This is a genomic window from Burkholderia sp. BC1 (assembly GCF_052683555.1).
This window is the reverse complement of record NZ_JBQYLP010000033.1, coordinates 1-13,842: the sequence shown is the minus strand read 5'-3', so window position 1 is coordinate 13,842 and position 13,842 is coordinate 1. Positions and strand designations below refer to the sequence as shown.

Sequence of the window (13,842 nt, the reverse complement as noted above, 5' to 3'; positions counted from 1 at the left end):
ATCGTCGATGTCCGCTCGTCTCTCGTCGATTCGCGCGTCGTCGGCCGCCGCGGCTGCGCACGGCGCACGACGCATCGGTACGCAGCGCCGTTTTGCGCCCGTCGCGCTCGGCGTGCTCGCCGTGCTCGTCGGCGCGATGTCGGTCGTCGCGCTCTGTGTCGGCGCATACCGCAATTCGCCGGCCGACGCGTGGGCCGCGCTCGCCGGCGACCCCGCCGCGCAGCAGGCGCGTGCGGTGCTGCTCGGCATCCGTGCGCCGCGCGTCGTGCTGGCGCTGCTCGTCGGCGGCGGCTTCGGCGCCGCCGGCGCCGCGATGCAGGCGCTGTTTCGCAATCCGCTCGCCGATCCGGGGCTCGTCGGCGTGTCGAGCGGCGCGGCGCTCGGTGCGACGGCCGCGATCGTGCTCGGCCCCGCGCTGTTCGCCGCGCATGCCGGCGCGGCCGCGCTGCCGGCCGCGGCCTTCGTCGGCGCGCTCGCGATCGCGGCGCTCGTCTACCGGCTCGCCGCGTCGCGCGGGCGGCTCGCGCTGCCGCTGCTGCTGCTCGCCGGCATCGCGATCAACGCGCTCGTCGGCGCGGCGATCGGGCTGCTCACGTTCGTCGCCGACGACGCGCAGTTGCGCTCGCTGACGTTCTGGAGCCTCGGCAGCCTCGGCGGCGCGCAATGGCCGACGCTCGCGGCCGTCGCGCCGTGCGCCGTGCTCGGCTGCGCACTGCTCGTGCGCGAACGCGATGCGCTGAACGCGCTGCAGCTCGGCGAAACCGAAGCGCTGCACCTCGGCGTGCCGGTTCAGCGGCTCAAGCGCCGCGTGCTCGTCGCGGTCGCGCTCGCGGTCGGCGCGCTCGTGTCGTGCGCGGGAATCGTCGGCTTCATCGGGCTCGTCGCGCCGCATTGCGTGCGCCTCGCGTGCGGGCCGGACCAGCGCATCGTGCTGCCCGGCGCCGCGTTGCTCGGTGCGCTGCTGACGCTCGCGGCCGATCTCGCCGCGCGCACACTCGCCGCGCCGGCCGAGATTCCGCTCGGCGTGCTGACCGCGCTGCTCGGCGCACCGTTCTTTCTCGCGCTGCTGTGGAAAAGCCGCGGCTCGCTCGGCGCTTAGTCGCGCCTCCGTCTCGATCATGCTGACCGTCCAACATCTCCGTGTCGCACGACGACATCGCATCATCCTTCACGATCTGTCGCTGACGATCGAACCGGGCCGCATCACCGCGCTGCTCGGCCGCAACGGCGCGGGCAAGAGCACATTGCTGAAAGCGCTGGCCGGCGAGCTGAGCGGCAGTGCCGCGCCGAACGGCGTGCGCGTCACCGGCCGCATCGCGCTGAACGGCGAACCGCTTGCGCAGATCGACGCGCAGCGGCTCGCACGGCTGCGCGCGGTGCTGCCGCAAGCCGCGCAACCGGCCTTTCCGTTCAGTGTCGACGAGATCGTGCTGCTCGGCCGCTATCCGCATGCGCGTGGCCGCGGCGGCGCGCTGTCGCGACGCGATCGCGGCATCGCGTGGCACGCGCTCGCGCGTGCCGGTGCGGACACGCTGCTCGGCCGCGACGTGACGACGCTGTCCGGCGGCGAACTCGCGCGTGTGCAGTTCGCGCGCGTGCTCGCGCAGCTGTGGCCGTCCGACGACGAAGCGGGCCGCGACGCTCGCGACGCGTCGCCGACACGCTATCTGCTGCTCGACGAGCCGACCGCCGCACTCGATCTCGCGCATCAGCATCGGCTGCTCGATACGGTGCGCACGATCGCGCGCGAATGGCGGCTCGGCGTGCTCGCGATCGTCCACGATCCGAATCTCGCCGCGCGGCATGCGGACACGATCGCGATGCTCGCGGACGGCACGATCATCGCGCACGGCACGCCGCACGATGTGATGACGCCCGAGCACATTGCACGCTGCTACGGGTTCGCGGTGAAGCGGATCGACAGCGGCGACGGTACGCCGCCCGTGATGGTGCCGGCATAGCGCGCGGCCCTACGCGTGATCGACGGCCGAAGTGCGCCCCATGTAGTCGGCCCACGCGCCGTATGCGCGCTCAACGTTCGACGTCCGCGAGCATCCGCATCGCGATGCCGCCGCCCTCGCCGCGAGCTAGACGACAGTCGCGATGCGTCCGTCGACGCCGACATGCACGGCATGCAGTCGTCCCGCACGCCGCACGCGCACTCAATGCTCGACGTCCGCCGCGCCGAACGTACGCATCTCCCAGCCGAACCGTACCGCGAGCACCCTCATCGCGAAGCCCGCCGCGAGCGCGACGACGGTCGCGACGCGTGCGTCGATACCGACATACTGAAGCGCAACGTACAGCGCACCCGTGAAGAACGCGACGCTCGCATACAGCTCGCGGCGCAGGATCAACGGCATCTCGTTGCAGAGCAGGTCGCGCAGCATGCCGCCGCACACACCGGTGATCGCACCGGCCAGCACGACGATGATCGGCGCCGCGCCGGTCGACGCGCCGACGTCGCAGCCGATGATCGTGAACGCCGCGAGGCCCAGCGCGTCGACGGTGACGAACAGCGTCTTCATCCGCGCCACGTGCCGCGCGATGCGCGACGCGACGGTCGCCGCAACGAGCGTGATCACCAGATATTGCGGATGCGCGATCCAGCCGAGCGGATAGTGGCCGAGCAGCACGTCGCGCACCGTGCCGCCGCCGAGCGCGGTCACGGCGCCGACCAGCGCCAGCCCGAAGCGGTCCATCCCGCGCCGCATGCCCATCAGCGCGCCCGACATCGCCTCCGCGACGATCGCGATCAGATAAAGCGTATGCATCGTCGTTCGCGTCAGTCTTCGGTCCGGAACAGGTCGAGCACGCGGGCGCGCTCGGCCGCATCGACAGGCGCCGGCGTCGGCGCGACCGGCATCGCGCCGACGTTCGCCGCAGTGGACGCGGCGGACGCCGCAGACGCGGCCGACGCGGCGAACCCGGCGGATGCCGCCTCCGCGCGGGCAGCGCCGCCGCATGCGAAGCGACTGCGTACGAACGCCGGCACATCGGGCGTGCACGCGCCGCGCGTGTATTCGGCGTAGACGAAATCGCCGTCGACACGCGCGACGCCCGGCGGCTCGACCGCTTCGGCCGGCGTGCGTCCGTCGACGGCCGTCTTCATGTAGTCGAGCCACACGGGCAGCGCGAGCGTCGCGCCGGTCGCGCGCCCCATCGAGCGCGGCGTGTCGTAGCCGAGCCATGCGACCGCGACGACGCCCGACGAATAGCCGGCGAACCACACGTCCTTCGAGCCGTTCGACGTGCCGGTCTTGCCGGCCGTGTCGTCGCGGCGCAGCGCAAGCGCGCCGCGCGCGGTGCCCGCACGCACGACGTCGCGCAGCATGCTGTCCATCACGAATGCGTTGCGCGCCGACACGACGCGCGTGCCGGACGGCGCCGGCGCGTCGTACAGCACACCGCCGTGCCGCTGCTTCACCGAGAGGATCAGCCGCGGTTCCACTCGCGTGCCGCCGTTCGCGAACACGCCGTACGCGCTCGCGAGTTCGAGCGGCGTCACCGCGCCCGCGCCGAGCGCGAGCGGCAGCGACGCCGGATTACGCCGCGCGTCGAAACCGAAGCGCATCGCGTGCTGCTGTACGTATTGCGGGTCGGCCGCCTGCATCAGGCTCACCGCGACGAGGTTCTTCGATCGCACGAGCCCGCGCCGCACCGCGATGAAGCCCTCGTAATGATTGCCGTAATTGCGCGGCCGCCACGGCCGTGCGCCGGTCTCGGCCGGCGTCAGCGTGCGCTGCGTATCGTCGACGAGCACGCCGGGGAAATAGCCTTTCTCGAGCGCCGCCGAATAGATGAACGGCTTGAAGCTCGACCCCGGCTGACGGTAGGCCTGCAACGCATGGTCGAACACGTTGCGGCTGAAATCCGCGCCGCCGACGAGCGCGAGCATGTCGCCGGTCGCCGCATCGAGCGAGACCAGCGCACCCTCGAGCGTGCGCTGCGCGTCGCGCGTCGTCCGCTGTCGGCGCAGCGTGCGCTCGAGCGCCGCCTCGGCCGCGCGCTGGTCGCGCATCGAGATCGTCGTCGTCACGTCGAGGCCGAGCGTATATGCGTCGTCGCGAAAGCGCTCGACCATCATCTGCCGCGCGCGTTCGGCGACGTACGGCGCCGCGACGATGCCCGGCGGCGCCTGCGGCGACAGCGCGATCGGCGCATCGACGGCCGCGCGGTACGTCGCGTCGTCGAGTTGGCCGAGCGCAAGCATGCGGCCGAGCACGTAGTTGCGACGCGCGGTCGCGCGCGCCGGATTGACGACCGGATTGAACGCGGACGGCGCCTTCGGCAACCCGGCAAGCACAGCCGCTTCGCCGACGCTCAACGCATCGAGCGGCTTGCCGAAATACACGTGCGACGCTGCCGCGAACCCGTACGCGCGCTCGCCGAGATAGATCTCGTTCATGTACAGCTCGAGCAGCTTGTCCTTGCCGTACGCGCGCTCGAGCTTGATCGCCATCAGGATCTCGGCGAGCTTGCGGCTCAGCACCTTGTCGCGCGTCAGGTAGAAGTTGCGCGCGACCTGCATCGTGATCGTGCTGCCGCCTTGCGCCGGCTGTCCGGTGACGACGTTCGCGAACGTCGCGCGCGCGAGGCCGCCGATGTCGATCGCGCCGTGCCGGTAGAACTGCGCGTCCTCGGCCGCAAGCAGCGCGTCGCGCATCCGCGCGGGCATGCGCTCGAGCGGCACGAACTCGCGGCGCTCGACGCCGTATTCGGCAAGCAGTTCGCCGTCGCGCGAGAAGATCCGCAGCGGCAGCGCGGGACGATAGACGGCCAGTTGCTCGACCGACGGCAATTGCGTCCAGATGCGATGAATCGTCCATCCCGCGATGCCCGCACCCGCGAGCGTCAGGCCGAGCAGCGCGCCCGCGAGCATGCGCCACACGCGGCGGCGAGGCGGCGGCGCGGGCGGCGTGGGACGGGAATCGGTGCGGTCGGTCATGTCGGCTCCTTCGGCAATGCGGCGATCGACGGCGCACCACGCGACCGACGATCATGAACGGCGCGCATTGTCGAAGGGATGCCGTGAAACCGGAACATTCCTTAGCCAATGTTGGGCTGGCTAAATTTTATTGAGGAAAGCACGCCGCATCGTCGGACACGGCGGCACATGCATCGCCGGGCGAATACGCCGGTTCGCCTGTACCATTTCCGCATGTTCGCTGCGCATCTTCGTTCGTGGAACCTCACGCCCGACGGCGGTCCGATCCTGACCGCCAGCGGCGGCGTATTGCCGGTCGTCTGGCGCGGACGACCTGCGATGCTGAAGATCGCGACCTGCGAAGAAGAGCGGCGCGGCAACGCGCTGATGACATGGTGGGACGGACACGGCGCCGCGCAGGTATGGGCGCACGACGACGACGCGATCCTGCTCGAGCGCGCGCAGCCGCAACCGGCGCTCGCCGACTTCTCGGCGGCCGGCCACGACGACGATGCAATACGGATCGCATGCGACGTCGTCGCGCAGCTGCACGCGTATCGTGCGCCTGCCCCGCCGCCGCTCGTCGCGCTGCGCGACTGGTTCGCGTCGCTGCTGGCGTCCGACGCGACCGACGCGATACTGCGCCGGTCGCAAGCGACGGCGGCCGCGCTGCTTGCCGAACCGCCCGTCGACGAAGCGGTGCTGCACGGCGACATCCATCACCGCAACGTGCTGCACTTCGGCGATCGCGGCTGGCGCGCGATCGATCCGAAAGCGCTGCGCGGCGCACGCGCCTTCGACTACGCGAACCTGTTCTGCAATCCGTCGCACGACATCGCGGTCGATCGCACGCGCTTCGAACGTCGCGTCGCGATCGTCACCGATGTCGCGCGGCTCGATCCGCACACGCTGCTGCGCTGGATTCTGGCGTGGTCCGGGCTGTCGGCGATCTGGCTGATCGAAGACGACGAGCCGGCAGACACGCGGCTGCAGGTCGCCGCGCTCGCCGCACACGCGCTCGATTCGCGCTGACGATGCGCGGCGCCGCCCGCGCGCGCGGCAATAAAAAACCCGCCGGCAAGCGGCGGGTTTCCGTGTACGACTGCTGCGGCGCTCAGCGCGCCGGGTTCAGCGTCAGGTTCATGTGGCGGTTCACGTCTTTGTACAGCAGATAGCGGAAACGGCCGGGGCCGCCCGAATAGCAGGCCTGCGGGCAGAACGCGCGCAGCCACATGAAATCGCCCGCTTCGACCTCGACCCAGTCCTGGTTCAGCCGGTACACGGCCTTGCCTTCGAGCACGTAGAGCCCGTGCTCCATCACGTGCGTTTCCGCGAACGGAATCACGCCGCCCGGTTCGAACGTCACGATGTTCACGTGCATGTCGTGGCGCATGTCGCTCATGTCGACGAAGCGCGTCGTCACCCACGCGCCGTTCGTGCCCGGCATCGGGATCGGCTCGACGTCCTGTTCGTTCGTCACGAACGCCTCCGGCAGCGGAATGCCGTCGACGGCCTGATAGTGCTTGCGGATCCAGTGGAAACGCACGGCTGCGTCGCTGACGTTGTGCAGCGTCCAGTCGGCGCCCGGCGGGATGAACGCGTAGCCGCCCGGCGTCAGCGTGTGCTTGGTGCCCTGCAGCGTCAGCTCGGCCTCGCCTTCGACGACGAACAGCACCGCTTCCGCGTTCTTGTCCTGCTCGGGCTTGTCGCTGCCGCCGCCCGGGTTCACTTCGACGATGTACTGCGAGAAGGTTTCGGCGAAACCCGACAGCGGACGCGCGATCACCCACAGGCGCGTGTGCGTCCAGAACGGCAGCCAGCTCGTCACGATGTCGCGCATCACCCCTTTCGGAATGACCGCGTACGCTTCGGTGAACATCGCGCGATCGGTCAGCAGATCGGTCTGCGGCGGGTGGCCGCCATGCGGCGCGTAATACGTTGTCTTCGACATAAGGCATCCAGGCAATGGGTTGGTGCGGCCCGTCGTCCGACGGCGCCGGCGGCCGACACGCGGCGCGCATCGGTGCGCGTGCCGCGGCTTTCGTTCGGTCGGCCAGGCTTCGCAACGCACGCGGCCGGTCGGCCGAGCGGGCCGCCCTTGCTCGACGGTCCGGGCGCCGGCCGTGACGTTCGCCGTCATGCGGCGGCGCGTGGTCCCGAACGCTCGATTCGGTACGCGGGCAGCACTGACGATAGCGAAGTCGTCTTCGATCGACCAATTAAATGTTGCGATGGATTGCATTCGATTTCCCACTGCTCGCCGGATGCGAGCGGGGAACGGCGACAAGCGCGACGACACATCCGGTTACGCGCTCGATGCTGGCGTAACGGACGATCGCAATCGACACCGGGCGAGCGGCAATGCACGCACCCGTCGACGAGCGCAGAGAAATCGAAGGAGAAGCAGAGAATGCGGCGCGCGAATCGCGCGTATCGCATAGGGAACCGCTGAAGTGAAACCGCGTGGCGGCGATGCCGCTGTCGGTGGCCCGGCTCAGCGCGCCGGGCCCGACGTGGATTCGGGCGCGCCGGTCGATCGGCCGCGCCCGCTGCTGCGATCAGTCCCAGTGACGATGATGGCGATGCTTGCGATGACGATAGCCGCGATCGTCGTCGTACGAGCTGCGCGACATGTTGCCGCCGAGCGCCGCACCCGCGCCGCCGCCGACGGCCGCGCCGAGCAGGCCGCCGGTACGGCCGCCCATGGCGTTGCCGGCCGCGGTGCCTGCGCCGCCGCCCAGCGCGCCGCCGATGATCGCGCCGGTACGCTCACGCCGGTTCGACGTGATCGCGCCACCCGCGCCGCCGCCGAGCGCGCCGCCGATCACGGAACCCGTGCTGCCGCCGACCGCGCCGCCGACCGCCGCGCCGGCTACCCCGCCGAGCGCGCCGCCAAGCGCGTTGTTCAAATCGTTAGCTGCCGCCGGCAGCGCAGTCGCGCCGGCGAGTGCGGCGACGACGAGAGCGGGGGCGATCTTCTTCCACATGCCCGTATCCTTCCTTGTTCGCAATGTTATGAGGAGTCGCTCGTATCGGATCTGAACCGGTCGACGTCGATTCGGGCATTGGGCCGAATCGCGCAACCAATTCATTTCAATGAGCTTGCGGCGAAGAATAGCACCGGTCCTGCGGCCTGCCCCCGACATTCTGGTAACAAGTTGTTTACCAAGGGGAAAGGATCGAACGCCCGTACGCAGGGGCCCGCCAACCCGCGCCGGGCGGCGTTCCGATGTGGGTTCCGTCCCTCCAGACGACAGCGGCCGCGCGATCGGGCGTCGCGCGGCCGCCACACGTTCGCGGTGATGCGTCAGCGGACGCGGAAGCTGCCGCCGATGCCGATGCTGACGGGCGGCGCGTAATAAGCCGGCGCATAGCCGTAGTAAGCGGGGGCCGGCGCATAGCCGTAAGGCGGCGCGACGACGCAGCCGCAGAGCGCGCCGAGCAGCGCGAACGAAACGAGAAGTCTGACCATGATGAATCCCGGCGAAAACACGAAGGCGCCTGTCGCGCGCGCCGCGCACGCCGCGGGATGCGGCGGCCGGCACGAAGCGCCGATCGGCGCTTCGGTCGCACGATGAAGCGATGCGCGGAGTCTAGCGCGCCGCCTTTCTTACCGAGTTTCGGGTCCGGTTACACGTGTTACGCGGCGTCACCGCCGATACGGCCGACGCGGACGCGGAGCGGCGCTCGGCCGCCCGTTCAAGCGATATGCGCGCGAATGCGCTGCGCGATCGACTCGAGCGTCGCCGCATCGGCGACGTCGCGCGCGTGCATCCGCAATGCGACGCCCTCGGTACGCGGAATCACGTGGAAGTGCACGTGCGGCACCGTCTGGCCGGCCGCCGCGCCGTTGAACTGGCCGATGAAAAGGCCGTCGGGCGCGAGCGCCGCGCGCACGGCCGTTGCGACGCGCTGCGTCATCCGGATGCTCGCCGCGGCTGCGTCGCCCGACAGGTCGAAGATCTGCGCGGCAGGCTCCTTCGGGATCACGAGCACGTGACCGTCGGCCTGCGGCATCAGGTCCATGATGGCGAGCGTCGCGTCGTCTTCCGCAACCTTCACGCAAGGCAGTTCGCCGCGCAGGATCTTCGCGAACGGGTTGTTGTCGTCGTAGGACATGGCGTTTTTCCGCAGAGAGTGGATGGGCGTGCCGCAGCAGGCAATGCCGGTCGATTATCGGCCGACGCGCGGCGCGATTTCAACTCGTCCGTCGCGCGACGCGCGCCGTGTCATGCGACCGCGATTGCCACGCATCGGCCGAACCTGCGACACTGCCGCTCGTTGCCGCCCGGCACCCGCTCGAGGACACGCATGACGATCCCGCTCAAACCGTTGATTCGACGCGGCATCGCGCTCGCGCTGATCGCCGCATTCGGCTATGCGGGCTATCAGTTGTCGCGGCTTGCGCCGATCGCGACCGGCTATGCGGCGAAGGCGCTCTGCTCGGGCGTGTTCGTGTCCGGGCGCCCCGCCGCTTCGGTCATCGACGTCGACATCATGGCCGGCGTGCATCCGCTGCTGAAGCTCGTGCGCCCGTCGATCGATGCCGAGCACCATCGCGCACATGCGACGTTCGCGGGCTTCGCCGCGCGCGACGCCGAATTTCGTCCGGGGCTCGGCTGCACGCTCGCGCTCGGTCGCGCGGCCGCCGCGCTGCCGGCCGCCTTGCCGCCGTTGCCGGCCGCGCCCGCGGCGACCGCCGTGCCGGCATCGCTTGCCATCGCCTCCGCCTCCGCGTCGGCCTCATCGGCCACACCCGCGCCCAACGGCGTCGACATGCGGAAACTGCACGCGGCGCTCGATCGCGCATTCGACGAACCGGATCCCGCGCGGCCGCGCCGCACGCGCGCGGTCGTCGTCATGTGGCGCGGCCACGTGATCGCGGAACGCTACGCGCCCGGCTTCACCGGCGATACGCCGCTGCCCGGCTGGTCGATGACGAAAACCGTCACGGCCGTGCTGATCGGGATGCTCGTCGGGCAGCACCGGCTGTCGCCCGACACGGCGGCGCTGCTACCCGAGTGGCGCGGCGCCGGCGATCCGCGCGCGGCGATCACGCTCGACGAATTGCTGCGGATGACGAGCGGCCTGCAATTCAACGAGGACTACGACGACCCGCTCTCCGACGTCGCCGTGATGCTGTTCACGCAGCGCGATACGGCGCGCTTCGCGTCGAACAAGCCGCTCGCGGCGCCGCCCGGCACGCGCTGGGACTATTCGAGCGGCACGAGCGAGATCATCGCGCGCGTGATGCGCGTCGCGCTCGGCGGCAGCACGGACGACTATCTGTCGTTCCCGCGCCGCGCGCTGTTCGCGCCGCTCGGCATGCGCAGCGCGGTGTTCGAGCCCGATGCGTCCGGCACGCTGGCCGCCGCGTCGTTCATGTATGCGAGCGCGCGCGACTGGGCGCGCTTCGGCCAGTTTCTGCTGCAGGACGGCGTATGGAACGGGCAGCGGCTGCTGCCCGAAGGCTGGGTGCGCTACCTGACCCGCGCGACGCCGCAATCGTCGCGTGCGGCGTTCGGCGCGCATCTGTGGGTCAAGGTGCCCGAACCGTTCGACGACCGCGATCCGCATGCGCCGGCGCTCCCGGCCGATGCGTTTCATGCGGTCGGTCACGAAGGCCAGTTCGTCAGCGTCGTGCCGAGCCGCGATCTCGTCGTCGTGCGGCTCGGGCTGTCGCGGCCCGAGTCCGCATGGAATCACGAGGCGTTTCTCGCCCGCGTGCTCGACGCGATACCGGCATCCGGCACGTGACGGCCGCGCGCGAGCGGCGCCGCCTTACGGGTTCACGCTGCCCGCGTAGGTCTTGAAGCCTTCGCGCGTCGCGAGACGTTCGGCATAGCGCTTCACGGCCGGCAGCTCCGGACGCTCGAACGGCGTGCCGAACCAGCGGTTCACCGACAGGCCGATCGCGATGTCGGCGATCGTGAAATGCTCGCCGGCCACGAACGCGCCGGTCGCCTCGAGCTGCCCGTTCAGCACGCGCATGTGCTTCGTCCAGTTCGCGATCGACTGCGCGATCGCGGCCGGGTCCTGATGATCGGGCGACTTGCGCACGAGGCCGAGAAACGCGCCGACCCACGAGCGGTTCAGGTCCGTTCCCTGCCAGTCGATCCACTGGTCGACGCGCGCGCGGGCCTGCGGGTCGGTCGGGTACAGCGAGGCGTCGCCATAGCGGTCCCCGTAGCGGTTCGCGAGATACCGAAGAATCGCGTTCGACTCCCAGAGCACGAAATCGCCGTCCCGGATGACCGGCACGAGACCGTTCGGATTCAGCGCCAGATAGGCCGGATCGTCGGTCGAACGAAAACCGGCGCCCCAGTCTTCGCGCTCGAACGGCAGGTTCAGCTCGGTACAGAGCCACAGCACCTTGCGGACGTTGATGGACGGGATCTTGCCGAGAATGTGCAGCATGCGGGCTCCTTCGGACAGGGAATGAACGCGTCGGCGCGGCACGCGCCGCGGACGCCGTCCGCCGAATGTATACGTCTCGGGGCCGTTTCGTCACCGTCTTTGCGCGCCGCGCCGATCGCGCGGGGGCCCGCCGCATGCGTGGTCGGACCCCGCGCGTCCGGTGCGCCGGCCCACCGGCGCGGCGCGTCGCGGGAAGCCGCGCCCGCCTGCCGGTCGCGGCATCCTTTACAATGCGCGGGATTTTTCCGTTTTCAGGCCGTCTGCGCCTTTCAGACAAGAGGTTCCCATGATCATCAAACCGCGCGTGCGCGGCTTCATCTGCGTGACGACTCATCCCGTCGGCTGCGAGGCCAACGTCAAGGAACAGATCGACTACGTGACTTCGCACGGCCCGATCGCGAACGGCCCGAAGAAGGTGCTCGTGATCGGCGCGTCGACGGGCTACGGCCTCGCCGCGCGCATCTCGGCCGCCTTCGGCGCCGGCGCGGACACGCTCGGCGTGTTCTTCGAGCGTCCGGGCAGCGAAACGAAGCCCGGCACGGCCGGCTGGTACAACAGCGCCGCGTTCGAGCGCTTCGCGACCGAAAAGGGCCTGTACGCGCGCAGCATCAACGGCGACGCGTTCTCCGACCAGGTCAAGCAGGTCACGATCGACACCATCAAGCAGGATCTCGGCAAGGTCGACCTCGTCGTCTACAGCCTGGCCGCACCGCGCCGCACGCATCCGAAGACGGGCGAGACGATCAGCTCGACGCTGAAGCCGATCGGCAAGACCGTCACGTTCCGCGGCATCGACACCGACAAGGAAGTGATCCGCGAGACGGTGCTCGAGCCCGCGACGCAGGAAGAGATCGACGGCACCGTCGCGGTGATGGGCGGCGAGGACTGGCAGATGTGGATCGACGCGCTCGACGAAGCCGGCGTGCTGGCCGACGGCGCGAAGACCACCGCGTTCACGTATCTCGGCGAGCAGATCACGCACGACATCTACTGGAACGGCTCGATCGGCGAAGCGAAGAAGGATCTCGACAAGAAGGTGCTGTCGATTCGCGACAAGCTGGCCGCGCATGGCGGCGACGCGCGCGTGTCGGTGCTGAAGGCCGTCGTCACGCAGGCAAGCTCGGCGATTCCGATGATGCCGCTGTACCTGTCGCTGCTGTTCAAGGTGATGAAGGAAGCCGGCACGCACGAAGGCTGCATCGAGCAGGTGTACGGGCTGTTCAAGGAGAGCCTGTACGGCGCGACGCCGCATCTCGACGACGAAGGCCGCCTGCGCGCGGACTACAAGGAACTCGATCCGCAGATCCAGAAGAAGGTCGTCGAACTGTGGGATCAGGTGACGAACGAGAACCTGTACGAGCTGACCGACTTCGCCGGCTACAAGACGGACTTCCTGCGGCTGTTCGGCTTCGAGATCGCGGGCGTCGACTACGACGCGGACGTCAATCCGGACGTGAAGATTCCGCGCATCATCGATACGACGGCCTGATGGTCTGATGGGCTGATCGCCTGACAGCCCGAGCGCCTGATGGCCCGAGCGCCTGATGGCGACGCCCGCCGCGCCGCGCGCGAGCGGGCCGCCGCGGGCCGCGGCCGCGTCGCCCTTCGCGATGCGTCCGCGACGTTCAGCTAAGACGGCGCGTACGTTCGTGCCGTCTCTCTCGCGCTCAATCGCCGGGCCCGATCCGGCCCTCTCTCCGACCCGATCCTGACGCGACGCGGCGCCGCACGGCCCGCGCGCGGCAGCGAGTCGGGCGCTCCGCCGCTGCCCGCGTAGCGCGCCGCCCGCGGCACTACCTTACCGCGCGCGCCGCGTCCCACAACGGCCGCGTACCCAGCGCCGCATGCCAGGCGTCGAAGCGCGCGCGCCACCCTTCGAACGGCTCCTTCAGCGGATGACGCGGGTCGCCGCTCAGCGAATACGCCATCCCTTCGATCAGCCAGCGCGGCTTCGTCAGCACGGCGAGATTGCCGAGCGTTTCCGCCTGCCGGTGATGGATCAGCTCATGCGCGACGAAGTATGCGTGCCAGCCGCGCGGCGCGATCACCACGCCGACCGTGCCGAGCGTCAGCGCGGCGCGTTCGCCGAGGCCGAACGCATCCGCACACGCGCGCGTCGAGCAGAACACGACGCGCGGCGCATCGCCGAACGCGCCGACCGCCGCGGCCGCACGCGCGTAGCCGTCGCGGTAGAGCTGCTGCGCGTCGGCGAGCTTCGATGCATCGTCGATGCAGATCTGCGCGTGCGCGCAGGACACGCCCGGCACGAGTGCCGGCACGGCGACGCGCAGCGGCTTGATCAGTGCATACGCCGCGATCGGCAGCGCGACGAGCAGTGCCGCGCATCCCATGACGACATGCGTTCGTTTCATCCGACGGATTGCCGGCGCAACGGGCCGGCCAAGGTTCGCGTGCTGCATCGTGCGGCGCCGTGCCGAACGCACTAACAGGCTGCGGAAATACCCAACAGCCAAGTCCACGCCCCAGTGGCGTGATGC

Annotated in this window: 13 protein-coding genes; 5 read left to right on the top strand and 8 right to left on the bottom strand. The window is 69.9% G+C overall.

What is annotated here, in order from left to right; translation table 11 throughout:
* Window positions 1-7 precede the first annotated feature (7 nt).
* Together ACSHSS_RS17600 and ACSHSS_RS17595 are read left to right on the top strand one after the other, a co-directional pair.
* Window positions 8-1,099 (top strand): FecCD family ABC transporter permease, encoded by a 1,092-nt coding sequence (locus tag ACSHSS_RS17600; protein ID WP_445545297.1) that lies wholly within the window; start codon window positions 8-10, stop codon window positions 1,097-1,099.
* A 19-nt stretch (window positions 1,100-1,118) separates the two neighbouring features.
* Window positions 1,119-1,961, top strand: coding sequence for a heme ABC transporter ATP-binding protein (locus tag ACSHSS_RS17595; RefSeq protein ID WP_445545296.1), 843 nt, complete (start codon window positions 1,119-1,121; stop codon window positions 1,959-1,961).
* A 201-nt stretch (window positions 1,962-2,162) separates the two neighbouring features.
* Here ACSHSS_RS17595 and ACSHSS_RS17590 read toward each other — a convergent pair whose 3' ends face one another.
* Window positions 2,163-2,774 (bottom strand): trimeric intracellular cation channel family protein, encoded by a 612-nt coding sequence (locus tag ACSHSS_RS17590; protein ID WP_217120764.1) that lies wholly within the window; start codon window positions 2,772-2,774, stop codon window positions 2,163-2,165.
* A gap of 11 nt (window positions 2,775-2,785) precedes the next feature.
* The gene (locus tag ACSHSS_RS17585; RefSeq protein WP_445545295.1) at window positions 2,786-4,948 is read right to left on the bottom strand and encodes a penicillin-binding protein 1A; all 2,163 of its coding nucleotides are present in this window, start codon (window positions 4,946-4,948) and stop codon (window positions 2,786-2,788) included.
* Between the two features lie 213 nt (window positions 4,949-5,161).
* Between ACSHSS_RS17585 and ACSHSS_RS17580 the strand changes: the two genes are divergently transcribed.
* Complete coding sequence (locus ACSHSS_RS17580; RefSeq protein ID WP_445545294.1) at window positions 5,162-5,959, top strand: aminoglycoside phosphotransferase family protein; 798 nt, start codon at window positions 5,162-5,164, stop codon at window positions 5,957-5,959.
* Between the two features lie 82 nt (window positions 5,960-6,041).
* Here the strand turns inward: ACSHSS_RS17580 and ACSHSS_RS17575 are convergent, their stop codons facing one another.
* The 4 genes from ACSHSS_RS17575 to ACSHSS_RS17560 form a co-directional block, all read right to left on the bottom strand.
* Window positions 6,042-6,878 carry a bifunctional allantoicase/(S)-ureidoglycine aminohydrolase gene (locus ACSHSS_RS17575; RefSeq protein ID WP_006415909.1) on the bottom strand — a complete coding sequence of 279 codons (837 nt, stop codon included), beginning with the start codon at window positions 6,876-6,878 and terminating at the stop codon, window positions 6,042-6,044.
* 607 nt (window positions 6,879-7,485) lie between these two features.
* The gene (locus tag ACSHSS_RS17570; RefSeq protein ID WP_006397312.1) at window positions 7,486-7,914 is read right to left on the bottom strand and encodes a hypothetical protein; all 429 of its coding nucleotides are present in this window, start codon (window positions 7,912-7,914) and stop codon (window positions 7,486-7,488) included.
* A 320-nt stretch (window positions 7,915-8,234) separates the two neighbouring features.
* The gene (locus ACSHSS_RS17565) at window positions 8,235-8,399 is read right to left on the bottom strand and encodes a hypothetical protein (RefSeq protein WP_012216307.1); all 165 of its coding nucleotides are present in this window, start codon (window positions 8,397-8,399) and stop codon (window positions 8,235-8,237) included.
* 227 nt (window positions 8,400-8,626) lie between these two features.
* Window positions 8,627-9,046: an HIT family protein gene (locus ACSHSS_RS17560; RefSeq protein WP_006397314.1), complete on the bottom strand. Its 420-nt coding sequence runs from the start codon at window positions 9,044-9,046 to the stop codon at window positions 8,627-8,629.
* Window positions 9,047-9,238: 192 nt separating this feature from the next.
* On the opposite strand from ACSHSS_RS17560, the gene ACSHSS_RS17555 reads away from it, so the two are divergent.
* Window positions 9,239-10,684 carry a serine hydrolase domain-containing protein gene (locus ACSHSS_RS17555; RefSeq protein ID WP_445545293.1) on the top strand — a complete coding sequence of 482 codons (1,446 nt, stop codon included), beginning with the start codon at window positions 9,239-9,241 and terminating at the stop codon, window positions 10,682-10,684.
* 24 nt (window positions 10,685-10,708) lie between these two features.
* On the opposite strand, the gene ACSHSS_RS17550 is transcribed toward ACSHSS_RS17555, so the two are convergent.
* The gene (locus ACSHSS_RS17550) at window positions 10,709-11,344 is read right to left on the bottom strand and encodes a glutathione S-transferase family protein (RefSeq protein ID WP_445545292.1); all 636 of its coding nucleotides are present in this window, start codon (window positions 11,342-11,344) and stop codon (window positions 10,709-10,711) included.
* A 286-nt stretch (window positions 11,345-11,630) separates the two neighbouring features.
* Here ACSHSS_RS17550 and fabV point away from each other — a divergent pair, with 286 nt between their 5' ends.
* The gene (gene fabV, locus ACSHSS_RS17545) at window positions 11,631-12,833 is read left to right on the top strand and encodes an enoyl-ACP reductase FabV (protein ID WP_059784938.1); all 1,203 of its coding nucleotides are present in this window, start codon (window positions 11,631-11,633) and stop codon (window positions 12,831-12,833) included.
* Between the two features lie 304 nt (window positions 12,834-13,137).
* Here fabV and ACSHSS_RS17540 read toward each other — a convergent pair whose 3' ends face one another.
* Window positions 13,138-13,716 carry a hypothetical protein gene (locus ACSHSS_RS17540; protein WP_445545291.1) on the bottom strand — a complete coding sequence of 193 codons (579 nt, stop codon included), beginning with the start codon at window positions 13,714-13,716 and terminating at the stop codon, window positions 13,138-13,140.
* Window positions 13,717-13,842 lie beyond the last annotated feature (126 nt).